The organism is Sphingobacterium faecium (assembly GCF_003054045.1).
In the GTDB taxonomy this organism is placed as follows: Bacteria; Bacteroidota; Bacteroidia; order Sphingobacteriales; family Sphingobacteriaceae; genus Sphingobacterium; species Sphingobacterium faecium.
In genome coordinates this window covers 395,648-422,198 of record NZ_QBKH01000004.1, presented here as the reverse complement: position 1 = coordinate 422,198, position 26,551 = coordinate 395,648, and the positions used below count along the sequence as shown (strand labels likewise).

Genomic DNA, 26,551 nt, shown 5'->3' with positions numbered 1-26,551 from the left:
AGATTAGTCAATTTTGAAACTGAAGGTAGAAGCAGGTACTCCTGATTCATTTTCCAAGTTTGCAGTGGTGTAAGGTGAATATGCGTAACGAATTTCGGTAATGATAATATGCTCAGGTAAATGGATCGTAACTCGATTTTTCTGAATCGACAAGCGCGCAGGTTGATGGGTAAATCCTTTTTTATCGATTAAAATAAATCCTTGTAGAGGTTGATTATTTCTCGTTGTGAGTGTTTTAGTATTGTTAAAATAGACATCAATTGTTTTTTCTTTTTTCTTATGGTACTTAAATGATGGATAATCGGCATTAATCTGATACTTATAAGTATGTGCTAGAGCCAAGTTCGCTAACCGCTTGCCGATGATCACCTTGTTTTTAGGATGCACATCCAAAGGATCACCTACATCAGAGGAAATAGCCATATAGGTATCCTCAGTCTGCTGGTTCAACTTGCGCTGACTATCTCTAAATCTTGGCCAAGAGGGAAGATTGATACTGGATAGTTGGACATAATAAAAAGGGAGTTGTTGTTGGAGTTGATGACGCCATGAGCTAACCAAGGTTTTAAATAATAATTCATGTAGCTCAATATTGTGGGCATTGCTTTCTCCTTGATACCATAGAATAGCGGTGAATTGGGTTTTTAACCAATGGACTACTCCTGCTTCAAAGTTGAAAGACGGATCATACGGGTGTCTTTGGTATTTTTGTGTTGCAAGAGCCAGATTTTGATCGGATCGAGTGCGGCAGAAGTCTTGAATAAAATCTGATTTCCTCCAATTGTGTATGTATGTAGCCAATAGATTGTCTTGTTCGAGTGTTGTTCTGTCTATCCAAGACTCCGTATTGGATCCTGGTACATCTAACTCGACTATGCCAATTGGAATATTGGTTTTACTCGCGATTTCAATGGCAAAAGCATAGGCTACGGCTGAAAAATCTGCTTTGTTTCCTTTTGTTGGTAAGCTCCATTTGCCTGAGAAAAAGTCTAAATTATTAATCTTTTCCAAAGTAGTTAGATCCCAAGTTGTTGAATTTGTTTGTACTAAATTGGCGCTTTTAAATAGTCTTATATGCGGAGCTTTAATCTGAATTAGACTATCTGATGCCAGTGCATGTTTCAATTCAAATGCCATGTTTGATTGTCCAGAAGCTAAGTATACGTCACCAAAAAGAACGTCTTTAAGTTTCACTTCTTCATCTTCCGATCGTATTACTATTTCATATGGACCTCCAGCAGGCATGGATGGTAAACGAATTGACCAATGGCCATTTTCATTTGCTTCTCCTTGGTATACTTTGTGGTTGAAATGGAGAGTTACCCTTTCGTGCGAAGAAGCTTTTCCAGCAATTTGATTTTCACGGTTCCGCTGTAATACCATATGATCCCCAAAATTAAGATCGACTGAAAGTGGCTGCTTGACACCTGTCAATGCTCGATGCACTTGCTTGGCAATTAGGGTGGCTCCTACGGCATTTGGATGTATATTATCTTCGAACAAATCTATTCTGCTTTTCAACTGACCATTGATATCGATCAGTTTTACTTGATTATTTTTAGCAATTTTTGGGATCAGAAGACTGATTTCTTGATACCAGTCTCGTGTTCCTGATAAGAAACGTGGATGCCCACTAAAAATAGGAGTGAGTGTACAGATATATATGGCAATATGTGGATTTGTTTTTATCAAATCGCCGATTAGTAAACCGTAATCTTGTTCAAATTCATCGCCATAGTTAGGCCAGTTACGCGGATCGGTATCATTTATTCCGAGTGCTATAACAGCGATGTCTGGTTGAAATGCAAGTGCTTGCCTGTATTCTGTTGTTTCAACATAAGGTTTATGCCCTTTACGCAATAAAGTGGCACCGCTAAAACCAAAATTTTGAACATCATAGTTTGAACCTAATAATTCTTGAAGTCGCTCAGGATAGGTTTTATTACCATTTTTTATACCTAATCCTTTGGTAATAGAATCGCCGATGCAGGCAACTTTCTTTTGCGGATACACCATGACTGTACACCATGTGACTATGGTGGTTAGTAGCATTATTTTTCTAATCCAAAGATGCATTTGATTTGGGTTTTAATACCACCAGTTGAATGATAACGACTATGAAAACAATGATGGCTAGGAGGGCAAAGTCTTTTCCTAATTTTCCTTCGTCGGCAGAGCTTCCTAACACTTTTGTGATGAATGCACCAGCCATAACACCTAACATATTCATGATGCCGTATGCAGTCGCTCGGAATTTACTAGGTACAAATTGACAGAGAATCGGCATATTATTGGCATCAAACATCCCAAAGCCAAAACCGAACATCAATCCAGCTCCAACGACATGAAATATATGTTGTCCATAACCGATTAAGAACATAGCTGGTATGGTCAGCAATAGACCTATTGCAGAGGTATAAATGCGGCCTTTTACATTTTTTTGAATCCAGCGATCGGATAATAGACCGCCAAAAATAACTCCCAAGAAGGATGAAACAGCGATAGTAACAGTGGATAGTGGACCTGCTTGGGACATTGGAATATGGAGGTTATCGGAGAATAATGTTGGTAACCAGTTTTTTGTTGCCCAACCGGGTAAACTTGGTATGGCAAAATAGAATAATATAACCCAAAACGAGATATTGCTTAATAGCATACCGATGGCTTTGAAACTATTGACCGGTTTTTCTTTTTCAACTGAACTTTTTGTCCTAACTGGAGCTTCGGAGAGAAAGAACATGAGTACAAGAGCATATAATACGCCTATCAAACCAAAGAGCTTGAATGTACTATGCCAAGAGTATGAGCTTGCTAGGGTGGCTCCAAATCCTCCCAATGCCTGACCTGTATATAAACCGGTCATATGGATACCGATCGCTAATGAACGGGACTTATCACTGTGAAAATCCGAGATGAGAGACAGGCCTGCTGGAATGTAGATGGCTTCTGAAATACCCATGATGCCGCGTAAGATCATCAATTCGGGATAAGTAGTGGCAAAGCCCATCAACGAAGTGACCAGTGACCAAACGAATAGAGAGCCAACGATAAGCCATTTTCGATTAAGTCTGTCAGCTAATATTCCTGAAACAGGACTCATGAGGCCGTATATCCAAAGGAAAATTGCCATTAATTGCCCAAATACGGTTGCAGATTGTAATTCGACGATATCAACTTGCATAGTGGGACGCATGGTTGACAGGATTTGCCGATCCATATAGTTTAATAGAGCGACTACCCATAGCAGGCCTACAACGATCCAAGGGTAATATTTTTTATTTTTTATCATGATTTGGTTTATATAATAGTTATTGTATTGTACCTGTCAATATTCCTGCAGATCTAATACCTGCTTTAATTTCCCCCGATGGAATATAAACTTGTTTTTGGTGAAAGACAGCTGTAGTGGTAACCGGTGAACCTACTGGCAAATTGCCAACTACTTGCCATGTGTTTGATTGTTCATCATACTGTAATATCGTTTTGCTGAATCCTGGATGATTGGACTGTACGCGTGCTTTATCTTGTACTAATTTGTCTTTTTTTACCGGATCTGTTTCTTTTGCAATCTCCAATAAGAGGTTTTCGACTTTGTGAAAAGTAATCCCATTATCTCCGCCAATTAAAAATAGGCGACCTTTATCATCTTTGAAGCCTGTGCCTGCTGAAAGAGCTTCTGGTAAATCAGCAATTTGAATGCATTCTTTTGTGTTTAAATTTATTTTGTAGCATGTCTTGTATAGTGTACTGACAGCATTTACTTGTCTAGTTCGTCCCCCAAACAGGTAAAGAAAGTGATCTTTCACAAGTGCTACTGTATGCGTTAGCGTATAAGGCAAATTCATGTATTCTTCCCATTTCTGGTCATAGCGATATATTTTATCTGATACCAGATTTGCATTTTCTCCACCTATCAGATAGCATTTGTGGTCATCTGCGACGAGGCTTGCATTGCTCAAGGGAAGGGGTAGATCGGCTAATGGTTGCGCGACAAAATTATTTTTTATCTTATTCCAGGTATAGCGATGAAATTGTGAAGAAGCTCCCATTTCATTTTCGCCTCCTGCAGTATAAATGCCCTCTTCTTGACTACTGTTTGCGGCATAAGCCGTTGGAGTATGAAATGAAACGGTGTCTATCAATTGCAGCTTGTGATCGTGAAGAGAAAAGATGTATGCAGAATGCTGGTATTTTTTTACCCCTCCTTCCCAAGGCATTTTTTCTGGAAAATTAGCACCACCCGCAATCAATAAATGATTTTGGTGAATTCCAACAACTGGACCAGCCACGCCTAGTTGAACTTGACCATTACTGGTATTGGGTAAAGAATCAGCCATAGACCAACTGATCTTTGCTGCCCGGTTTGTTGTTTTACATTGCATAAATAAGAAAGTACTTAGGATAAGAGGAATGATTTTCATTATGTTATAGCGTTGATTGGAAACTTTGAAAATCTAATGCTGAAACATCAGCTTTAAATTTTTCAAAATCAGTTGTCGTCATATTGCGTACCGGAAGTCTAAATTCGCCACAATCCAAGCCAATTAGTTTCATGTATGATTTACCGACAGATATACCACCATACTTTCCTAATAGGGTGATCATATCGATTGATTTTTGTTGTAATGTGTTAGCTTTTTCAAAATCACCTTGATTAAAAGCATCCATTAATGCTAAATATAATGGTGCTGCATAATTGTAGGTACTTCCAACGGCTCCTTTAGCTCCAAGGACAAGTGCTGATAGCATGTTTTCATCTCTGCCCCAAAGCATGTCATATTTGTGATTGGCATAATTAAGGCATGATAAATAATCCATAAAGTCCTCGTGGGTATATTTTATACCTGCAAAATTGGAAATTTTATCGTCTATTGCTTTCAATAAATCGATCATTGGAAAATTTCCTCCTGTTAATACCGGTATATGATAATAGTAAAATGCTGTATTGGATGCGGCAGCAGCTATTTCTTTGCAACATTGTGCTAGCTGATTTACATCTGCAGGTTTAAAATAAAATGGTGAAGTGAATGCAACACCAAAGAGCCCAAATTCTTCTGCTTTAGCAGCAAGCAAACAGCATTCTTTAATATTTGTACCGCCTACAAGGGTTATTACCTTGAAATCTTTATCTTGAAGTGTAGCTTCGGCCCATGTTTGCATAATAGCGACTCGTTCATCAAACGTTAATGAAACCCCTTCGCCTGTAGAACCACATATAAATGCTCCCGCAACTTGATTCTGTTTTAGCAATTGATAATAAGCAGGAATGGCGCCAATATTAATATCGCCGTTCGCTAATAATGGTGTAAAAGGTGCTGCGATTAAGCCTTGTAATTTGTGATTATTCATAGGGTATAAATATGATCTCTTTTAATTTTATGAAGCTGTATTAGATGATATCCATTATTTATCTATACTAGGTCTGTGTACTTTAAGTTTATATAGTTTTATTTGATATGCACAAAAAATTAAATCATACATATAATTACTTCAGTTTTTGAATTCAAGCAAAGAAACTGCTAGGTTTCATAAACCTACTTATTATTAGTATTCAATAAAAGCATTATGTCATACATTTAAAACATTAAAATTATTCTTTTATCTCTAGTAAAGCAAGTAAATGAGAAAAAAAAGTGTAACATTTGTAATGACTTTGATTCAAGTGAAAAATCATAATAAAAAATCCCATGTTAGAGAAATTTGAAAATGTTGATACATCAAGTTTAGTAGACAAAGTAGAAAATCATATTATTGATTTAATTAGGGCTCGTAATATCCAAATAGGCGAATCTTTACCAAAAGAACTAGAGTTGTCTGAAAGTTTTGGAGTTTCCAGAACTGTTATTCGAGAGGCTTTATTACGATTGCGTATGGTGGGTTTAATAGAATCTCGTAAACACAGAGGAGCTGTTTTGACAAATCCACAACTGCTATCTCCATTAAAGAAGATTTTCCATCCCACTATGTTGGATGATGATACGCTGAAAGATATATTTGAAATGCGGCTTGCTCTTGAAGTGGGTATGGCAGAGTTGATTTTCGACCGCACGACAGTTGAGGATATTGCTGTATTGGAGGAAATCGTTCAAGTAGAATCAAACAATAAAAATAAAACCTCTTTTCAGATTGAAGAAGAAGTGGCTTTTCATGGTAAATTGTATAAGATCTCTGGCAATAAGATGTTAATGGATTTTCAAGAATTATTATTACCTATCTTCCAGTATGTACATGATAGTGGTCTATTGAATAGTGATAAGACTTCAAATGAATTCATTTCTCATAAGGATCTAATCAAATTATTAAAAAAAGGTGATGTAACATCTTTTAAAGAGGGTATGCGTAAGCATCTTGATAACCATTACTATCGATTATTGAAACGTTAATCATTCTTCTTCATTTTCAGCGGGGGTCAAGTTTTTTAATAAAAGATTGACCTCCTCTTCTGTAGAGGTGAGCTGTGCTCTGCAAACTTGAATTAATTGTGATGCTCTTTTTATTTTTTCAGATAACACATCAATATTAGTATTCCCCGTTTCAATTTCCTGTACGATCTTTTCTAATTCTGCAAATGCATCTGTATAGGTATAATTATTTTCCATTTTTGTTGATTTTTTGTGTCATACTGATTACTTCACCATCCCAAACTTGTGTTGTTAGCACATCATTCTCATTAATTTGATCTACAGACATCAGCAGTTCTCCGTTGACTTTGGTAATTGAGAATCCCTTTTTAAGTAGTCGAATCGGATCTGCGAGCTGGATAATTTTTTCAAGATGATCGAGCGTTGTATAGTTCTGCCGGAAGATGTAGGCTAAATTTGTTTTAAGATCTTTTTCAAAAGCAGTCAAATCGACTTTGGACTGTTGAATAGACTGCTGCGCGGACCATTTAATCGTTGAGGCAAAAGCTTTTAATTTTTCGTTTTCATCTTTGAATATTGCAGTTGTATTTTGCAATATTCGGGTAGTCAATTGATCTAAGGGAATGGCGAAATTATGAAATTTTTGAATTAAAAAATCTGCCAATTCACTTGGAGTAATGGCATTTTTATAGGCGACCATTTCACTTACTGTGAGATTGGTGGAATGACCAATGCCCGTCAAAACCGGTAATGGAAAAATTGCAATAGCTTTAGCTAGTAGGTAGTTGTTATAACTTGATAAGCCCACTTCTCCGCCACCACCACGAATAATAGCTACTGCATCGTAATCATCTGCACGTTCCGCTATGATGGACAATTGCCGGATGATAGAAGGAACTGATTTATCTCCTTGTAATAATGCTGGATAAAGTGTTTGCTCTATTTTATATCCCCAAGGATTTTGATTGATGATTTTGTAAAAATCGGATAACCCTTTGCTGGTTTCTACCGAAATAATGGCTAATCGTTTGGGTAGGGTTGGAAAAGGAAGATTTCTATTTATATCAAAAATACCTTCTTCTTTTAATTTATTGATGCTATTTAATTTTTCTTTTTCGAGCTCTCCTAAAGTAAAAGTCGGATCAATATCTACAATTCTTAAACTTAGCCCATACATGGGATCATAGGAGATACTCGCCTGGAATAACATCGTAATTCCTTCACGTAAAGGTTCTTGAGCTATCTTAATAAAATGATTGTTGATCCTGTGATAATCTGCCTTCCATAAAATAGATCGAATCTCAGCCACGATTTTCCCTTCGGTTTTCTCGACTAATTCCGGATAACAATGTCCAGAATGCGAATAATGATTCAATTTGTTCATCTCCGCTTTAATCCAATACAGACTCTTATAACGCTCAGCAATAGTTTTCTGAATGCTACGAGTTACTTCCAATAAGGAAAAAATGGTTCTGTCTTCTACTACCTCAGGCATAAATCAAACTTAGATAAATTTGCATTTGTATCCAATTATAATCGTGTTAAATATCAGTGACATTCTTCATTTTATATATCTAAGTTACTAATTGGTAAGATGATAAAGGCCTATATCTCGTTTCAACATGTGATCGCTTTTCTTCTGTTGGAAATCTCCAACGCAGGTATATAATACGTTTTATTGTGCGTTTTTGTGCATGATTGTATAGCTTTTATTTGTACATTTACACGTAAACCCTTTTTTTAAACACATGATGATAAGTAGAATAAAACTCCTAATGCTTGGATTTTTTGCTATTGGCTATTTCCATACAAATCATTTAAAAGCCCAGTATAGATCTTCTATTAAAAATGAAACTGTTCTGTTTAATAATATTGATGCGGTACTCCCTTTTGGAAAATTGGATCAATATAACATTGCTGTCTGCACACCTGACTCTAACTTATTTAATCCATTTCAAGATCAACTATTCCGTTATGCTACAGTGAATTATGTGGGTTTTAAGAACTTTGACGAACAGGTTAAATACAGCAATGTGGTCATCGTTGCATTAAAATCGGAAGACTTGACGACATCTTTTGTGGAACAGCTTAAGCAAGCGGAGCGAAATAATAAAAGAATCGTTCTGGCTGTCTTTGGAAAGGGTGATGTACTAGCTCTGCTCGATGATTTGAAAAGTCCGATTTTGTGGAATACACATCTTTCTGATGAAACGCAAAAAAATGCAGCAATGACAATTTTTGGAGGATTGTCTGCCGTTAATAAACTTCAGAAGACATATTCTTCCACTTTTACAAAAGGTATGGGAGAAGCGACAAGCCAGACGCGCATCCAATACAGTCTGGTTAAAAATGATGCTGTTAATCTCGATAAGTTAGGGAAGAAAATTGATGCAATTGCTGAAGAGGCAATTGCTCAAAAAGCGACCCCTGGGGCTGTTGTCATGGTGGTTAAGAATGGACAGGTTATTTTTGAAAAAGGTTATGGTTACCATACTTATAGTAAAGAGGTACCAACAACGATACATAACATCTTTGATTTAGCATCAGTGAGTAAAATTGCCGGGACTACACCGGTCATCATGCGCTTGACGGAGCAAGGGGTTATTGATTTAAACAAACCTATCGGAGATTATCTTTGGCAGGCTAAATCAACGAATAAAAAAGATATTCTTTTGAAAAGTGTGATGCTTCATGAGGCAGGATTTACGCCTTTCATTCCTTTTTATAGAAATTTAAAGCCTGGCGACGTACAACGGAATTATTCGACTACTCATAACGTAAAGGTTGCAGATAGTTGTTATCTGCTTAATAACTATTACCGCGATGTGATGTGGCCTGAAATGCTCAATTCTGAAGTGAAGCCCGTTGGCAATTATGTCTATAGCGATATCAGTATGTATGTCATGAAAGAAGTCGCGGAGCACCAAACGGCAATACCGATGCAAGCCTATGTACAAGATAATTTCTATGGACCATTAGGCATGAAGACTGCTGGATATAATCCAAGAGAACGTTTTTCAAAATCACAGATTATACCCACTGAACAGGATACGTCTTTTAGAAAGGTGCTTTTGCAAGGTTATGTTCATGATCAGGGTGCGGCTATGGCAGGGGGTGTCGCTGGTCATGCAGGATTATTTGCAACAGCGAATGATTTGGCGATCTATGGGCAGCTTTTATTAAACAAAGGCGAATATGGTGGAGAGCGATATTTTAAAGCAGAAACGGTCGATCAATTTACTTCAAAACAATCTGAATCTAGTCGTCGAGGATTGGGTTTTGATCGTTGGGACCCAAATGTAAAAAATGAGTACCCTTCAAAGTTATCAAATCCAACGGTGTATGGACATACGGGATATACAGGTACTTGTATTTGGATTGATCCAGCTAATCAACTCGTATATATATTTTTATCTAATCGTGTTCATCCACAAGTTTCTACGAAATTGTTGAATCTTAATATTAGAAGCCGCATTCAAGATGCGATCTATGAGGTGATTAATGAGGGGAAGAAATAGCGTTTATGAAAAATTATGTTTTACCATTGGCCATGATATTATCAGGAATTGCAACCGCGAAAGCACAAGACTATCCATCCATTCATCAGCAGATGATTGTGGTTGATGGCCATAATGATGTGATTATTACATCGATTTTAAAAGGGCATGATATCAGCAAGCAATTGCTGGTGAACCATACGGATATTCCTAGAATGATTTCGGGGGGAGTAGATGTTCAAGTCTTTGCCGTTTGGTCTGACGATAAAAAATGGAAATCGGGAGCTTTTAAACATGCCAATGATCAAATTGATGCTCTGGAAGAGGTGTTAAATCGAAACCCAGATCAGATCGAGCTTGCTAAAAATAGCCTGGAGATCGAGCGTATTACAAAGTCTGGAAAAATTGCTGCTCTGATTGGTATCGAAGGGGGTAATATGATCGAGGCTGATGTCTCAAATCTGGAAGCTCTTTATCGGCGAGGTGCCCGATATATGACGCTGACTTGGAACTACGATTTGTCTTGGGCAACTGCTGCTGCTCAAGAGTCTAAAACGAAGTCAAGGGAAGGAAAAGGATTGTCTGCATTGGGAAAAGAGATCATTGGAAAGATGAATAAACTGGGGATGATGGTTGATTTATCCCACGCGGGAGAGCAAACGTTTTATGACGTATTGGAAATCTCAACAAAGCCGGTCTTAGTCTCGCATAGTAATTCTTATTCATTGACCCCTCATTTTCGAAATTTGAAGGATGCTCAATTAGAGGCTTTGAAGAAAAATAGGGGAGTCGTTGGCGTTAATTTCTATTCTGGTTTTCTGGATAAAAGTTACGAAAAGCGAGTGAAGAAATTATATAAAAAACAATTTGGAAAGCAGGGTAATTATAGCCTTTCTGCTTCAAGTCAGTATGAGCAATTAACAAGTGAGCATAAGCATGTAGCTAATGTATCCATGTCCTTATTGTTGGACCATATTGATTATCTGGTAAAAAAGATAGGCATTGATCACGTAGCTATTGGTTCAGATTACGATGGTATTGAATCTACACCGCAAGGTTTGGAAGATGTGAGTAAGCTTCCCAATTTAACTCGGGCTTTGCTGGAAAGAGGCTATGCCTCTTCGGATGTTGCGAAAATTATGGGTTTAAACTTTTTAAGAATATTAAAAGAGAATGAAAATTAAGCTTAGCCATAGTAGTGGGCATATCCGTAGATTAATCCGATGTGTAGCATAGCGATAAAATAAAAGGGAAGCAAAAAGCTTCTCTTTGTTGTTTTATGCCTAAATAAGTAAATGGCAGCAAATCCCCCTAAGCTTCCACCAATGATACAACATGTGAGTAATGTTTTTTCTGAGATTCTATTGCTCCTATTTTTCGCTTTTTGTTTGTCTATATAAAATATTAAAATGGTGATGAAATTAATAAATAAAAAATAATAGACTGCAATTTTTTCCATGGTGTGTACAGGTAGAAAATATAAAACCTTAAGACTTATTATTCTTGTTCTAAACGATTCAATTCTTCATAGTTATTATTCAGTTTTCTAAGTAATCTTCTGTAAACGATTTTGTAATAAAATTTAAAAATTGCAATAAACACATATGCCACTAAGGTTATACATACTGCAAAAGCAATAATCATGAGAAGATTAGATCCCCATTTATGATCTAAATCGATCTTTCGTATTGTTAATTCTAAAAATGCCACGAAAAAGGAATACATAATGAAGTATATATTGAATTTAATATAATTTTCGACATGTTTTCTTGTCTCTAAGATGCTATTTAATAGGTTTTTAGTGCTATTGGTGCTCGAGATACTGGTGTATGATTTAAAGAATTTATAGATAAAATATGCTATTGCGCAATAAAAAACTAATTCCGAAGCATAATCTACAAAATGAAAAAACGGTAACTCATCTCTATTTGAATTAGGCAGTAATAAGGATAAAATAATACCTAAGCTCAGTTCGATCAGACTGATCATAAATATCCATTTAACGATCGATGTAGAGCTTTTGTGAAGCATGGTTTTAATATCAGATTGATCTACTTTAATAAAGTTTTTATCCTCTTGCCATTGTTTTTTGAATTGATCCAACTCATCCATTATAAAGCTCCTTTCTTTTTTAAAATCTCTTTTAACTTTGTTTTTGTCCTATTCATTTTTACACGTGCGTTGACTTCGCTAATACCTAAGGTTTCTGCTATTTCCGTATAATCTTTGTCTTCCAGATAAAGGTAGATGAGTGCTTTTTCAATATCATTTAAATGCTGTATGGCTTCATATAAATAGTGTAGTTGATCATCTTTTTGAGGGTCATATTCTTCATAGGATATCTTTTCAAGTGCCTGATCCCAGGGAATGATACTGAGCTTTCTTTTCTTGTTTCTAAATAGGGAGATAGCTGTGTTTAACCCGATTCTGTAAGCCCAAGTGCTGAATTTGGCTTCGCCCCTGAATTTGGGATAAGAGTGCCAAAGCTGTATCGTTATTTCTTGGAAAAGATCTTTATGTACATCTTCTTGATCTGTATATATTTTACAGATTTTATGTACAATATTTTGATTTTTTTCTAAAAGGATAACAAACTCTTGTTCCAAATTCATATCTGATAAGTCGATAACTCATGCTTCTTGTTACAAAATAGGTTAAGATTTTTTAATAACCTAAATGTAGATGTTTAAAAAATGGTAAATTCGTACAATGGCAAAAACAAAATCAGCATATTTCTGTCAAAGTTGTGGATTTGAATCTGCAAAATGGCTTGGACAGTGTCCTTCATGTAAACAATGGAATTCTTTAGTGGAAGAGGTTGTCGAAAAGTCAAGTTCAAAGGTTCCAGAATGGCGAAGTACGTCAGTGACATCTTCGCCTAAGCGTGCAAATAAAGCCGCCGTTATCCATGAGATCGTCTATCAAGATGAATCTCGAATCTTAACACCTGATCAGGAATTTAACCGAGTACTGGGGGGGGGGATTGTGCCTGGATCTTTGGTTTTAATCGGAGGGGAGCCTGGTATTGGTAAGTCGACCTTAATGTTACAACTGGCATTATCAATTCCGAAGGTGAAGACCTTGTATATTTCTGGAGAGGAAAGTGAACAACAAATTAAAATGCGCGCAGAGCGGTTGTCACAATCCTCTAATGCAAATTGTTATATCTTAACGGAAACGTCTACTCAGAATATCTTTAAGCAGATTGAAGTTGTACAACCCGATGTGATTGTAATCGACTCCATTCAAACGCTGCATTCATCTCAAATTGAATCTGCCCCAGGGTCGGTATCGCAAGTTCGAGAATGTACTGCAGAGTTGTTGCGTTTTGCAAAAGAAACAAGTACACCCGTTTTGATTGTTGGTCATATTACGAAGGACGGTTCAATCGCGGGACCAAAAGTATTGGAACATATGGTGGATACTGTATTGCAATTTGAAGGTGACCGACATCATGTATACCGGATTTTGAGAGCTGTGAAAAATCGTTTTGGTTCTGCATCAGAACTGGGGATATACGAAATGCAAGGATCGGGATTGAGAGAGGTTTCTAATCCTTCTGAAATCATGATATCTCAACGAGATGCTCCTGTTAGTGGTGTATCTATTGCAGCCATGTTAGAGGGGGCACGCCCGATGATGATCGAAGTACAAGCATTGGTCAGTAATTCTGCATTTGGAAACCCGCAGCGTACGTCTACTGGATTTGATACCAAAAGATTAAGTATGTTGCTTGCTGTACTGGAAAAGCGTTTTGGCTTTAGGTTGAGCGCGCAAGACGTTTTCTTAAATATCGCTGGCGGATTGCGTGTCGAAGACCCAGCTATAGATCTAGCTGTGATCGTTGCTATTATTTCATCACAGCAGGATATTGCCGTTAAAACCAATATTACATTTGCTGGAGAAGTGGGGCTTTCAGGAGAAATTCGTGCCGTAAATCGTATTGAACAACGCATTGCTGAGGCTGAGAAGCTAGGTTTTGAAGGTATTTTTATCTCAAAATTTAATACCAAAGGATTGGATCCTAAAAAGTATAATATCGCGATTCGCCCTGTGGCTACATTAGAAGATGTATTTAGAGCATTATTCGGGTAAAAACGGGAGCTTATGATGACATATAAAAAGGAGCACTATATAGTGCTCCTTTTTATATGTCATTGATTCAAATTATTTTAGTACCTCTTTCAATTTGTTGTTTAAGTCGTCTCCATGGAGATTTCGAGCAATAATTTTACCTGTAGGGTCTATTAAAACATTTTGTGGTATAGACTTTACCCCATACAATGTCCCTACATTATTTTGCCAACGTTGTAAATCGGATACATGTTTCCAATGTAATTGATCGGTATGAATAGCTTTGATCCAAGAATTTCGATCTCTGTCAAAGGATATTCCCAAAATCTCAAAATTTTTGTCTTTAAAAGCAGCGTAAGTTTTGACTAGATCAGGACTTTCTACTCGACAATCTGGGCACCAAGATGCCCAAAAGTCTAACAGTACATATTGCCCTCTAAAATCGGATAAATTCACGGGATTGCCACTGGTATCATTTTGCGTGAATGCTGGCGCTTGTTTGCCTATTTCTACCGTAGACAACGCTTCAAGATAAGCTTTAAACTCTTTGCCATCCTTGGAGTTTTTTACCTTTTTACCTAGTGTATTATACAGATTCTGCAATTCTGTATACTCGGGAGTATATCCACCTACTCTTCTTAAATCAATTAAAGAGGAAACGGAATCAGGATTTGCTTTGACACGGGCAATATAATCCGCTTTCGTGAGTTCCTTTTTTTGAGCAAAAACCAATAATGGTAAGCAGAAAAGGAAATATAAAAATATTTTTTTCATTGTTATTTACGCATTTAGATTACAAATATAATATAATCTATTAATTAGGTAGATTATATTATATTTTTATACATTTATTTTACAATTGTCTATTAAGTGTTCCAAAATATTATTTTAGCATTTTATTCTAACAAGCTATGAATTCAAAATTTCAATCTAAGCTCCCTGAGGTGGGTACGACCATATTTAGTAAAATGTCTGCATTGGCTCAACAATATGGGGCACTGAATTTAGCACAAGGATTTCCTGATTACGATACAGACCCTGATTTGATTGATTTGGTACATACATATATGAATGTTGGATTTAATCAATACGCACTGATGCCTGGTGTTTTATCGTTGCGTGAAAAAATAGCAGAAAAGGTTTGGAATACTCATCAGGTGCATGTCGATATCAATGATGAGATAACAGTCACAGCAGGAGGGACACAGGCTATTTTTACGGCTATTGCTACGGTTGTGAACCAAGGGGACGAAGTCCTAATTTTCGAACCAGCCTACGATTGTTATGCCCCAACGGTTAAATTATTTGGAGGGAAAGTGATTCCTGTAAGTCTACTGGCGCCAAATTTTGCGATTGACTGGGATTATGTCAAGAGTTTAGTCAATGCCAAAACGAAATTAATTATTATTAATAATCCGAATAATCCGACAGGCAGACAGTTTCAACAGGCTGATATTGATGCTTTAACAGCTATTGTCACCTCATCTGATGCTTTTGTTTTAAGTGATGAGGTATATGAACATATCGTATTTGACGGTAGAGCGCCAATTTCTTTAATTGCTTGTCCAGTGTTGCGAGAAAGAAGTTTTGTGATCGCGTCATTTGGAAAGTTATTTCATGTTACCGGCTGGAAAGTAGGTTACTGCATTGCACCTTTGGAGTTAATGCGAGAATTCAGGAAAATACATCAATACAATGTATTTAGTGTAAATGGGGCAGTGCAAATGGCAATTGCGAAATATCTGGAAAATTCGAATAGGTATTTAAACTTGAACAATTTTTTTGAAGAGAAGAGGAATTACTTGGTAAAGGGTATAGCAAATTCAAGATTTACTGTTTTACCGAGTGAAGGAACCTATTTTATCAATATTGATTATCGGGCTATTTCATCCGAGCATGACTTAATTTTTGCCGAAAGATTGGTCGTTGAAAACAAAGTTGCACTAATCCCTATTTCTGCTTTTTATACATCGAATTTGGATCAATATATTTTAAGAATTTGTTTTGCTAAAAGAACAGAAACACTCACACAAGCAATTGACTTACTTAATAATATCTAGAGGAAAGAAGATATAAACGTTTTAGCAATCGTGTGCATTTGCATTTTTGCTATAAACGATTTAAAATCTTACAAAAAATGGTGGATAAGCTACAATATTTTATAAATTTGTAATTCACCCTATCAATACTATATTCTAATAATGGCTAGATTAAATTTATTGGAAGCAACACGCTTTGAAAAAGTTCCTGTAAGTGTGTATCCTGACCCAAGCACAGCTTCCAAAGTTGTTGCAAAGCGAATTGCGGATGTTATCCGTAATAAGCAAAAAAATGGCGAAAATGCAATTTTAGGTCTTGCTACTGGTGCAACACCCGTTAAAGTTTATGCTGAATTAATCCGTTTACATCAAGAGGAAGGTTTAAGTTTTAAAAATGTAATCACATTTAACTTAGATGAGTACTACCCTATGCAACCTGATGCAGCACAAAGCTATGTCACCTTCATGAATAAAAATTTATTTGATCACGTTGACATTGAACGATCAAATATCAATATTCCGGATGGAACATTAGCAACCGACCTCATTAATGCAGCATGCGAGGCATATGAGCAAAAGATTACTGATTTAGGTGGTTTAGATATTCAAATTTTAGGAATTGGACGAACAGGTCATATTGGTTTCAATGAACCTGGATCTGCTCCTAATTCAGGTACACGCGTTGTTACTTTAGATGATTTAACACGTCGTGATGCCTCACGTGATTTTGGGGGTAAAGAGAATGTACCACGTAAGGCAATTACGATGGGTGTTGGTACTATTTTCAAAGCTAGAGAAATTATTTTGATGGCTTGGAGTGGTAACAAAGCTGAAATCATCAAGAAAGCTGTAGAAGGTGAAATTTCATCAGAAATTCCGGCTACGTACTTACAATTATCCGATCATGTTGAATTCATCTTAGATACAGATTCAGCGTCATTATTAACGAGATTTGATTTACCTTGGTTAGCAGAGGATATCGAATGGACTCCTGTTTTAGTTAAAAAAGCGGTCGTTTGGTTATCTTTAGAAGTGAAAAAGCCAATTCTTAAGTTAACAGAAGAAGATTACAACAATCATGGTATGGCTAAGTTAGTGACTCAAACAGGTCCTGCTTATAATATCAATATTCGCATTTTCAATGAATTACAGCATACCATCACGGGCTGGCCAGGAGGAAAACCTAATGTTGATGATTCGCAAAGACCTGAACGTGCTAATCCTGCAAAGAAAACATCAATTGTTTTTTCACCCCATCCAGATGACGATGTGATCTCTATGGGTGGTACCTTTATCCGTCTAGCAGATCAAGGACATGATGTACACGTAGCTTATCAAACATGTGGTAATACTGCTGTTTGGGATGATGATGTGATTCGTTATTTGGAGTTTGCAGAAGACTTTGCAAAAGAAATGGGCATTGATGCATCTAAAATTGCCGCTTTATATAAAGAAAGCCGCGATATTTTTGCTACTAAAAAGCCTAATCAAATTGATACAGAAATTGTTCGCAAAATAAAAGCTTTAATTCGTAAAGGTGAGGCTATTGCTGGGGCTCGTTTTGTAGGTCTACCAGATGCCAATATTCATTTCCAGGATTTGCCATTCTACGATAGACAGAAGTTTTCGAAGGATGTTTCTTTTGAAGATGATATTCAACAAACCATGGAATTATTACGTCAAGTAAAACCACATCAAGTATTTGCTGCTGGTGACTTTGCAGATCCACATGGTACACATAAAGTTTGTTTTAACATTCTTTATGAAGCATTGAGACGCTTAAAAGCTACTGATGACTGGACAAAAGATTGTTGGTTATGGTTATACCGTGGAGCTTGGCATGAATACCCTATCCATGAAATAGAAATGGCTGTACCTTTATCTCCACAAGAGGTTTACCGCAAACGGTTAGCGATCTTTAAACACCAGTCACAAAAAGATCTTCCAGTTTTCCCTGGAGATGATCCACGTGAATTTTGGGTACGTGCAGAAGATCGTACAAGTGAAACGGCAGAATTATATGATCAATTGGGACTTGCAAACTACGAAGCGATCGAGGCTTTCGTAAGGTGGGAATTCTAATTAGATTTATATCTATAAACAGTCGATCCTTAAAAACTCAATTTTAAGGATCGACTGTTTTTTTTGTGTCATTAAGCAATAGAATTAAAATATCTTAATTTTTTTATTGTTTTGATAAGAAGCTATTTCCCCAACTCAAAAGTTTCTCACAGTCGTCATTGACGTTTTTCGAATTTTATTGTATGCCGATCATTATTCATATTAACGCTATCATAGGGTATGATATGAGGGTATTAGTAGGACGATTTTGTGCTAAATTAAGATGCTGGTAATATCTCTAGTTGCCGCATAATTTTCTATGAAAACTACAAATAAATATCTTAATGCATTGGGTGTGTAGCCAAAGAATTTTTTAAAAGCTGTTGTAAAATGGGTCGCATGTTTGTAACCCAGCTGCTGACTGATCGCACTAATCTTAACATCTCTCTCTTTAATCATTTGTTTAGCCTTATGCATTTTGCATTCGACAATAAAATTGAATACAGTCTTACCATAAAATTGCTTAAAATGCTTTTTGAGATATTGTTCATTGGTGCCGACAGTTCTGGCCAATTGAGGAATCGTAAAGTTCTGATTCAAATTGGACTCAATCAATTCTTTGGCGACTTTTATTTTTTCCATATCGATCACTCTCAATCGAATATTTCCGGGTTCGGATAATAACTCCAAATATGCAACTAGTATACAGAATAGGTTCAGGGATTTGGCTTTGTAAAATGTCGGTATAAGAGCATCTGGAAGTTGCGAGTTGATCAGGTCCATCGCGGTGCTATATAGCGTTGGTGCATTAAACGTTCTTAATAAAGATGAGGATCGAAAGCTTTGTTCTATCTTTTGTTGATGATCGAGTTCAATCTCACTGTGCTGCAGAAATCCAGTTTTAAAAGTCAATATAAAAACCTTAGCGTCCTTTCCTTGCGCAATCAGATAGAGATCTGCACCCTGCGAATAATAAAAACAAGAATGTTGTTCTTTAAGTTCGACCTCCTGCTGATCCAGGATGACAGTACTATTTTTAGCAATTGAAATGATAAGAATAGAACTGTTCTTCTCCGTTTTGATTCGTGAAAAATTATCGCTTAAAGCTAAAAAATTCACTTCATAATTTACATGACTGTATAAGAAGATTATTCCGTTCACTTGATTCATGGTACGTTTATTATAAGTATGATCAGTTAATTTCGGATTGTTAAGCTTCTTTTTCGGATATCGTAACTCCACTATTTATAATTAATCTAATTTTACAATCGTTTATTTAGACTCGTTCTAAAGTCAAAGATATAAATTTTATATGTATTAACTAAAAAAGTCAAGGATGATAAAATATTACTTTTCAATTTTACTGCTCCTATTAACTTATTCATCGGAATTGTGTGCGCAGACTCATGTTACATTAGCTGGACGTGTTTTGGAGCAGCAAACTGACGAACCGATAAGAGGTGTATCTGTTTCGGTTAAAGGAAATGATCGATCAGGAGCTGTGATTACTGGTTCTCAAGGTACTTTTCGGATTCTTGCACATCAGGGACAAAAATTAATTGTATCGCATGTAGGATATTTGCCAACAGAAATTTTTATTGATAAAGATTGGTCAAATCGAGTTATTTACCTGACGAAGGATAATACATTGCTCTCGGAAGTGGTTGTTACAGGAGCACTTGGGATTAAAAGACAATCAAGAGAGTTGGGTACATCTGCACAGACTGTCAATAATGAAGATCTTAATTTAGGAAAGGTTGTGAATCCATTGTTAGCATTGTCCAGTAAGGTTGCAGGATTGCGTATAAACGCTACAGATCTTACTACAGGTAAAACTGATCCAGGAATTCAGATCAGATTAAGAGGTACACGTTCTTTAAACCGGTCAAAAAATGATCCTTTATATGTGGTTGATGGTGTTCCTCTACCGGATATAACTCGCATAAATCCTAATGATATACAGGATATCACTGTCCTTAAAGGAGCAAATGCTGCTGCACTTTATGGATCTGAAGGTGTAAATGGCGCTATTATGATCACGACAAAATCGGGAAAATCTGATAGAGGTCAAATTAATTTTAGCAATAGCACAACTTTCTCCAACGTGTTCTTATTGCCACCAGCTCAAGTGACATTCGGTCAAGGACAGAATGGAATTTATAGTCCTGTTGCTAATGAATCTTGGGGTGATAAATTTAATGGTGAAGAGCGGGATTTTGGTCTTCCGATTAATGGTGTACAACCGACTAAGCGATATGAAGTGCCTAGTAAAGATAATCGTTTAGGATTTTTTGATACCGGTATTACAATCCAAAATGATCTATCGTTTTCCGGTGGAGATACTGAAAGTTCATATTTTATGTCCTTACAGGATGTTCGTATAAAGGGAATTATTCCTGGGGATAAATCCAGTCGTACCGGAGCTCGATTTAATGGTTCTCGTCGTTTTAATAGACTGAATACATCGTTTAATGTAAATTATGTATTTTTCAAGAACAATACAACAAGTGACGGTCCTTGGCTTTCTGCTTATACTCAGCCTGCAAACATCGATTATAAAGGCGCTAGAAATTGGGAAGACCCAAGTTCTCCAAATCACCCCTTAAATTGGTACAACCCAGTTGCGAGTACTAGAAATCCAATTTTTATGGCTGATAATAATAGAAATACATCAGATCAACATACTTTAAACTCAAAATTAGAATTTAATTATGAATTTGCAGATTGGTTTGATGCAACTTACCGAACAGGTCTCTATTTCCAGTCTGAGCCAGGACGTGTGACAAATCGGAAATTAACATCAAGCGTAGCAACAAGGAATATCAATGGATCTGTGAATGATACCCATTCTGGATTTACAAGATTCAATAATGACTTGATTTTGAATTTCCATAAGGATTTTGGTAACTTCTCTACTAAATTATTAGTTGGTCAAAATGTCAGAATGGATGACAGAAAACAGATAAATGTAAGTGCATCCAACTTATTGTTTGAAGATATCTATAATCAGGGATCTAGAACTGGAGAGTTAACTGGAGGTTCTACAATAACAAAATACCGCTCATTGGCAACATATGGAGAGTTCACCGCGGGTTATAAAAATTATTTGTTTTTGACTTTGACAGGAAGAAATGATAAAGTTTCTGTTCTTGATCCCAATAATAATAGTTACTTCTCACCAGGTATAAGTTCTTCTTTTGTATTTACAGATGCAATCGAAAGTCTGAAAAATAACAGCGTATTAAATTATGGACGAGTTTATACATCTTATAATAAGACGGGCAACGTTACATTGGATCCTTATAGATTAAATCTAACCTATAGTCAGACCGCAGGATTTCCCTATGGAAGTTTGGTGGGATTTACACCTTCTCTTTCAGAACCCAATTTGTTAATTAAACCTGAGTTTGTAAAGTCTTATGAAGTAGGACTTCAACTTGGATTCTTTAATAATAGATTAAGTACTGATATTGCTTATGCACATTCCGATTCTGATGGACAAATTTTTAATGCGGGTATATCAAGTGCAACAGGTTTTAATTCTACCATAGTCAATGCAGGACAAATGATCAATAAAACTCTCGAAGTTATGATCAATGGAACTGTAATTAAAAATGATAAAGTGAAGTTAGATTTAGGCTTTAACTTTAGTTACACAGATACCAAAGCCAAAAATCTATTTGCAGGTGATGAATTTAATATCTTTAGACAGGCATATGCTCTTAAGGATCATCAATATCCCACACTTCGCATGACCGACTTCTTAAAAGAAGATGGTAAAATAGTGCTAGATAAGGATGGAAATGTAATTCCTTCAGATGAAGAGGTTGTATTGGGTACCATGGTTCCCCCATATCTTTTTGGTTTTTCCACAAAACTTTCTTATCAGTCCTTTACTTTAGGCTTTCAAATAGATTCAAGATTAGGAAGCTGGATGTACTCAGAAGTATTTCCAAGAATGTATGCGGCTGGAACACATATAGAGACGGTGAAATATGATAGACAACCGTTTATCATGCCAAATTCGATGATTCGCCTTGCTGATGGGAGTATTGTGGACAATACCGATGTATATTCAAAAGGTGACAAAGCTTGGTGGACTGCTTATGGAAATATCCAGACAACTACTGCTGCAAAAGCTGACTATTTGAAATTAAGAGAGCTTTATGTTGGATATGATTTGCCAGCAAAGTTTTTAGCAGGACAAAAATTGTTTAAAAAAGCTAGCATAGGTTTTGTTGGTAACAATTTGTTCATTATCAGACACTCTTCCAATAAAATTGGTGATCCCGAAGCACTATATAATCAAACTGACGGTTATTCTAGTTTTAGACAAATTCCAACCTCCAGATCAATGGGCTTTAATATTAATATGACTTTTTAAAAATACGGTAATGAAATACAATATGATAAAGATAGGGTTAATGAGTTTTGTATTATTCGCATCGACCTCTTGCAAAGATTTTTTAGATGTAAATGTTAATCCCAATTCCCCAATTAAGGAAAACTTAAGTTTGAATGCCAAGCTCCCTGCAGCATTGGTGACATCAGCGGCATATGAAGCTACTCAATTAAACCTGATCGGGGGTCTTTGGGGAGGATATTGGGGTACTTCTAATGAAGGAATCAGTTCTTTTGGGTCGCTTAAAATGTATAATGGGCCAGCCATTAGAGATACTCGTGATGGATTAGCTGTTTGGGAATCGACTTATAATAATTTGTTTTATTATAAAGAAATATTAGAACAGGCGGAAATAGAAGATGCTAAATTTTATTCAGGAATAGCAAAGATTATGATGGGATACCATTTTTTTATCCTTGTTGATTTCTATAATAATGTGCCTTATGAGGACGCCCTAAAAGGGTCTAAGATTTTGCACCCCAGTTATGAGTCCGGAAAAGATGTATATAAAAAATCTGTAGACCTGATTACTCAAGGTATAGAAGAAATTAAAGTTGCCTCTTTGCTTCCTGCAAATGATGATGTAATATTCAAAGGGAATAAAACTAAATGGGCAAAATTTGGAAATACGTTGAAATTAAGAGCATTGCTAAGACAGTCTGAAGTTGCTAGTCAAGCGTCTTATATTACCGAGGAAATAGCTAAAATTGTACAGGAAGGTTCTGGCTTTTTAGAAGAAGATGCTAGTGTAAATCCTGGTTTCTTGAATACAGCTTCCAAGATAAATCCATTTTACGAAACCTATTATCGTAATAATTCTGGAGTGGCTGTAGCTAATTATGCGAATATACGTCCTAGTCAGTATCTTATTGAAAAATATAAAGAGTTCAATGATCCGAGATTGGCGCAAAATTATGTGAGCGTAAATGGAGATTTTAATGGGGTTATTTTCGGAGAAAATATGATAAAAGATGAATATGCAGCTGTTAACACTTCAGCTTTAAAAGGACCAAATGAAAATGGAAACCAACCAGCTGGAATAATTAAATCTTTCAATCAGTCTATCGTTCTAATCTCTTTGGCAGAATCTAATTTCTTACGTGCAGAAGCGGTTGAAAGAGATTGGATAACAGGCATAGCGAGTCAGTTGTATCAAAGTGGTATTCAAGCATCATTTAATTATTTGTTCAATGTTAATAATTATAATATACAATCCTATATCAATCAGACTAATGTGAATTATGCTACTGCTACGAACAAGATCGAGCGTATCATCACACAGAAATGGTTATCCTTAAATAATATTAATAACATTCAATCATGGAATGATTTTAGAAGACTGGGGTATCCTAACTTTCCTAACTCCGTGTCTTCACCAGTTCCTAATGGATATCCATTGCGCTTTATGTATCCTGAAACAGAAATCAATACAAATAATCAAAATGTAGTCAGCCAGGGAGACAATGGAGTTTTGACCAATCGTGTATGGTGGGACGCGAACTAAGTATTTTTGATTAAAAAAATATTTTCCGAACGAATAGTCGGAGAGATCGCGATCGGGTGATTTCAAGAGTCAAATAAGGGAGAGAGATTAAATAAAAAATAAAATGCTTCCTATATAAATACAAAAAGCCAATCAATATCGATTGGCTTTTTGTATGTTGAAAACATTTAATTTCTAATCAGCTTTACTTGGGAAAAGATTTCCAATGATCATTTCAAGTACAGCTACAACAATAGCAAAGAGCGCCGCTGTCCAAAAACCTGATACGTCAAACTTGGAACCTAATAAGGAGTCGGTTAATAAAATCATAAGAACGGTAATGATAAAAGAAACCAAACCTAGTGTTAACCAATTTAATGGAAAGGTGAACAATCTTAAGATAGAACCAACGGTTGCATTGACAAATCCAATAACAAGACCCGTAATGATAGCCCAAAAAAAGCTAGCAACATGTACTCCCGGTGAAATGTAGGCTGCTACTGCAATCACTACACCTGTAATAAGTAGGCTAATAATGAATTTCATGATATTTATAATTTTAGTTAATTCCTCGGAAATTTATAACAAATGCGGTGCCAAATAACAAACAATTGGATGTCCTAATTATTGATTTGTAACTTATAAAAATGTTTTCATAATTCTAGATTTATCATAATTAATTTCATTATGTTATGCAGGCATAATATATTTTTCGTAAATTCACCTAAACAATTATAAAATAGACAGTATGAAAAAAATAATTATGATGCTCGTGATGGTCTTTACATCAGTAGCAATTTTTGCCCAATCTGATCCTATTATTGGTAAATGGCAAAACCCTAGTGGGGAAGGAAGAATCGAAATCTACAAAAAAGGTGATAAGTATTATGGTAAACTATATTGGTTGAAAGAGCCTAATGATGTTCATGGAAATCTCAAAAAGGATGTAAAAAATCCTGAAAAAAGCTTACAAAGTAGACAGATTCAAGGACTGGAAATTTTAACTAATTTTTCGAAAGACGGAAATTCTTTTGTTGATGGTAAAATCTATGATCCAAAATCTGGAAAAACATATAGCTGTAAGATGACTTTGCAAGGTACAGACAAGCTTGATATACGCGGTTACGTGGGAGTGAGCTTATTTGGACGAACAGAAACGTGGAAAAAGATTAATTAAGACTTTCATTAGAATTGAAAAGCGCCACTTATTTTTTTTGAGGGCGCTTTTTCTTTTTTGAAATCTAAATTTTTTAAAAACATTGTATAATTAATTTAATAGCAGTAATTTCAGCAATCTAAATACTAACAATAGAATTGCTATGGCTGTTAAAATGTCCTATTCAGAGAATATAAAGCTTGCTTTGCAATCTATAGTGAGTAATAAACTGCGGACTTTTTTAACAGCACTCATTATCGCTATCGGTATTACTGCTCTGATTGGTGTACTTACATCGATAGATGCCATTAAGTCCTCACTGACAGATTCTTTTTCATCAATGGGATCTAATTCCTTCAATATACGCAACCGTGGTTTAAATGTACGGATCGGTAATAGTGGGGAGCAGTCAAAAGTCTATTCTTCCATTACCTATCGTGAAGCTGCTAGCTTTAAAGAAGCATTTAAATTTGATGCTGTGACATCGCTAAGTGTCAACGTCTCTTGGGCAGCAACAGCAAAGTATAAATCAGAAAAAACAAATCCTAATATTGGTGTGATCGGATCTGATGAATCCTACCTAAAAACTTCTGGATATAGTGTCGCCTTGGGGCGTAATTTCACCAATCAGGAAGTTTATAACGGTAGCTCAGTCGTCATCATTGGTGACGAGATCTATCAAAAATTATTTAAAGGAACAATCAATCCAATCGGAGAGTTTATGACGATTGGCGGAGTTCGTTACCAGGTTATTGGTGTATTGAAAAGTAAAGGATCGAGTGCAGGTATGGGGGCTGATAAAGCCTGTCTTGTTCCATTGTTAAAAGCTAGGACAGTAATGGATGGAAAGAACCCCTCTTATATCATTACCGTATCGGCCAATGATCCTATCCGGCTAGAAGCTGCGGTGGGAGAGGCAACTATTGCATTTCGAAATATTCGAGGATTAACAGCTAAACAGGCTTCCGATTTTGAGATCACAAAATCAGATGCAGTTGCACAGATTTTATTACAGAATATGGTTATTGTCACTATGGGTGCAATTGTGATTGCATTAATTACATTAATAGGTGCCTCTATAGGCTTGATGAATATCATGTTGGTATCCGTGACCGAACGTACACGTGAGATTGGTATACGGAAAGCAATTGGCGCTACACCTTCGGTGATTCGAAAACAGTTCTTAATTGAAGCAGTTGTTATCTGTCTAATCGGTGGAGCAGCTGGAATACTGTTGGGTATTGTCATAGGGAATGTTTTAGCTTTACAATTAGGGGCCTCTTTTATCGTTCCATGGAATTGGATTATACTAGGTTTTACGGTTTGTGTGCTTGTTGGAATGCTCTCAGGCTATTATCCGGCTTCTAAAGCGTCAAAATTAGATCCTGTGGAAGCTTTGCGTTATGAATAGTAAAATTTGTGCACACGGTTTCACATGCCGTTGAGGCATTAATAACATAAACTTCATTTTTAAGTG

The 26,551-nt window shown here is 36.2% G+C and carries 22 protein-coding genes; 10 read left to right on the top strand and 12 right to left on the bottom strand.

Going from position 1 to position 26,551, the window contains the following annotated elements:
* Positions 1–3: 3 nt before the first annotated feature.
* The 4 genes from C8N37_RS13425 to C8N37_RS13410 are packed head-to-tail and all read right to left on the bottom strand — an operon-like array spanning position 4 to position 5,349.
* Positions 4–2,052 (bottom strand): GDSL-type esterase/lipase family protein, encoded by a 2,049-nt coding sequence (locus C8N37_RS13425; RefSeq protein WP_170114526.1) that lies wholly within the window; start codon positions 2,050–2,052, stop codon positions 4–6.
* A 7-nt stretch (positions 2,053–2,059) separates the two neighbouring features.
* Positions 2,060–3,289, bottom strand: coding sequence for an MFS transporter (locus tag C8N37_RS13420; RefSeq protein WP_244914427.1), 1,230 nt, complete (start codon positions 3,287–3,289; stop codon positions 2,060–2,062).
* Between the two features lie 19 nt (positions 3,290–3,308).
* Positions 3,309–4,421, bottom strand: a complete 1,113-nt coding sequence (locus C8N37_RS13415; protein ID WP_108159359.1) for a kelch repeat-containing protein — start codon at positions 4,419–4,421, stop codon at positions 3,309–3,311.
* A gap of 4 nt (positions 4,422–4,425) precedes the next feature.
* On the bottom strand, positions 4,426–5,349 hold the full coding sequence (locus C8N37_RS13410; RefSeq protein WP_108159358.1) for a dihydrodipicolinate synthase family protein: 924 nt from the start codon (positions 5,347–5,349) through the stop codon (positions 4,426–4,428).
* A gap of 338 nt (positions 5,350–5,687) precedes the next feature.
* Here C8N37_RS13410 and C8N37_RS13405 point away from each other — a divergent pair, with 338 nt between their 5' ends.
* Positions 5,688–6,383: a FadR/GntR family transcriptional regulator gene (locus C8N37_RS13405; protein WP_108159357.1), complete on the top strand. Its 696-nt coding sequence runs from the start codon at positions 5,688–5,690 to the stop codon at positions 6,381–6,383.
* Here C8N37_RS13405 and xseB read toward each other — a convergent pair whose 3' ends face one another.
* Both xseB and xseA read right to left on the bottom strand, forming a co-directional pair.
* The gene (gene xseB, locus C8N37_RS13400) at positions 6,384–6,599 is read right to left on the bottom strand and encodes an exodeoxyribonuclease VII small subunit (protein WP_108159356.1); all 216 of its coding nucleotides are present in this window, start codon (positions 6,597–6,599) and stop codon (positions 6,384–6,386) included. It lies immediately after the preceding gene.
* Positions 6,589–7,857 (bottom strand): exodeoxyribonuclease VII large subunit, encoded by a 1,269-nt coding sequence (gene xseA / locus C8N37_RS13395; protein ID WP_108159355.1) that lies wholly within the window; start codon positions 7,855–7,857, stop codon positions 6,589–6,591. The genes xseB and xseA overlap by 11 nt, the downstream gene beginning before the upstream one ends.
* 253 nt (positions 7,858–8,110) lie before the next feature.
* Between xseA and C8N37_RS13390 the strand changes: the two genes are divergently transcribed.
* On the top strand, positions 8,111–9,880 hold the full coding sequence (locus tag C8N37_RS13390; protein ID WP_244914426.1) for a serine hydrolase domain-containing protein: 1,770 nt from the start codon (positions 8,111–8,113) through the stop codon (positions 9,878–9,880).
* A 5-nt stretch (positions 9,881–9,885) separates the two neighbouring features.
* Positions 9,886–11,043: a dipeptidase gene (locus tag C8N37_RS13385; RefSeq protein WP_108159353.1), complete on the top strand. Its 1,158-nt coding sequence runs from the start codon at positions 9,886–9,888 to the stop codon at positions 11,041–11,043.
* A gap of 2 nt (positions 11,044–11,045) precedes the next feature.
* Here the strand turns inward: C8N37_RS13385 and C8N37_RS23285 are convergent, their stop codons facing one another.
* The 3 genes from C8N37_RS23285 to C8N37_RS13370 are packed head-to-tail and all read right to left on the bottom strand — an operon-like array spanning position 11,046 to position 12,471.
* The gene (locus C8N37_RS23285) at positions 11,046–11,318 is read right to left on the bottom strand and encodes a DUF1294 domain-containing protein (RefSeq protein ID WP_108159352.1); all 273 of its coding nucleotides are present in this window, start codon (positions 11,316–11,318) and stop codon (positions 11,046–11,048) included.
* 38 nt (positions 11,319–11,356) lie between these two features.
* Positions 11,357–11,971, bottom strand: coding sequence for a hypothetical protein (locus C8N37_RS13375; protein ID WP_108159351.1), 615 nt, complete (start codon positions 11,969–11,971; stop codon positions 11,357–11,359).
* Positions 11,971–12,471 (bottom strand): RNA polymerase sigma factor, encoded by a 501-nt coding sequence (locus C8N37_RS13370; protein WP_108159350.1) that lies wholly within the window; start codon positions 12,469–12,471, stop codon positions 11,971–11,973. Before C8N37_RS13370 ends, C8N37_RS13375 begins: the two co-directional genes overlap by 1 nt.
* A gap of 97 nt (positions 12,472–12,568) precedes the next feature.
* Between C8N37_RS13370 and radA the strand changes: the two genes are divergently transcribed.
* Positions 12,569–13,954 (top strand): DNA repair protein RadA, encoded by a 1,386-nt coding sequence (gene radA, locus C8N37_RS13365; protein WP_108159349.1) that lies wholly within the window; start codon positions 12,569–12,571, stop codon positions 13,952–13,954.
* A 72-nt stretch (positions 13,955–14,026) separates the two neighbouring features.
* Here the strand turns inward: radA and C8N37_RS13360 are convergent, their stop codons facing one another.
* Positions 14,027–14,707, bottom strand: a complete 681-nt coding sequence (locus C8N37_RS13360) for a peroxiredoxin family protein (protein ID WP_108159348.1) — start codon at positions 14,705–14,707, stop codon at positions 14,027–14,029.
* Positions 14,708–14,844: 137 nt separating this feature from the next.
* Here C8N37_RS13360 and C8N37_RS13355 point away from each other — a divergent pair, with 137 nt between their 5' ends.
* Together C8N37_RS13355 and nagB are read left to right on the top strand one after the other, a co-directional pair.
* Positions 14,845–15,993, top strand: a complete 1,149-nt coding sequence (locus C8N37_RS13355; RefSeq protein ID WP_108159347.1) for a methionine aminotransferase — start codon at positions 14,845–14,847, stop codon at positions 15,991–15,993.
* A gap of 141 nt (positions 15,994–16,134) precedes the next feature.
* On the top strand, positions 16,135–18,054 hold the full coding sequence (gene nagB / locus C8N37_RS13350; RefSeq protein ID WP_108159346.1) for a glucosamine-6-phosphate deaminase: 1,920 nt from the start codon (positions 16,135–16,137) through the stop codon (positions 18,052–18,054).
* A 252-nt stretch (positions 18,055–18,306) separates the two neighbouring features.
* Here the strand turns inward: nagB and C8N37_RS13345 are convergent, their stop codons facing one another.
* Entirely contained in the window at positions 18,307–19,203 is an 897-nt protein-coding gene (locus tag C8N37_RS13345; protein WP_146171070.1) for a helix-turn-helix domain-containing protein, read from the bottom strand.
* Positions 19,204–19,369: 166 nt separating this feature from the next.
* On the opposite strand from C8N37_RS13345, the gene C8N37_RS13340 reads away from it, so the two are divergent.
* Positions 19,370–22,417, top strand: a complete 3,048-nt coding sequence (locus C8N37_RS13340) for a SusC/RagA family TonB-linked outer membrane protein (protein WP_108159344.1) — start codon at positions 19,370–19,372, stop codon at positions 22,415–22,417.
* A 40-nt stretch (positions 22,418–22,457) separates the two neighbouring features.
* Positions 22,458–23,939, top strand: coding sequence for a SusD/RagB family nutrient-binding outer membrane lipoprotein (locus C8N37_RS13335; protein ID WP_244914425.1), 1,482 nt, complete (start codon positions 22,458–22,460; stop codon positions 23,937–23,939).
* 174 nt (positions 23,940–24,113) lie between these two features.
* Here C8N37_RS13335 and C8N37_RS13330 read toward each other — a convergent pair whose 3' ends face one another.
* The gene (locus C8N37_RS13330; protein ID WP_108159342.1) at positions 24,114–24,464 is read right to left on the bottom strand and encodes a phage holin family protein; all 351 of its coding nucleotides are present in this window, start codon (positions 24,462–24,464) and stop codon (positions 24,114–24,116) included.
* A 202-nt stretch (positions 24,465–24,666) separates the two neighbouring features.
* Between C8N37_RS13330 and C8N37_RS13325 the strand changes: the two genes are divergently transcribed.
* Both C8N37_RS13325 and C8N37_RS13320 read left to right on the top strand, forming a co-directional pair.
* Positions 24,667–25,095: a DUF2147 domain-containing protein gene (locus C8N37_RS13325; RefSeq protein WP_108159341.1), complete on the top strand. Its 429-nt coding sequence runs from the start codon at positions 24,667–24,669 to the stop codon at positions 25,093–25,095.
* 142 nt (positions 25,096–25,237) lie between these two features.
* Positions 25,238–26,485, top strand: coding sequence for an ABC transporter permease (locus tag C8N37_RS13320; RefSeq protein ID WP_108159340.1), 1,248 nt, complete (start codon positions 25,238–25,240; stop codon positions 26,483–26,485).
* Positions 26,486–26,551: the final 66 nt, after the last annotated feature.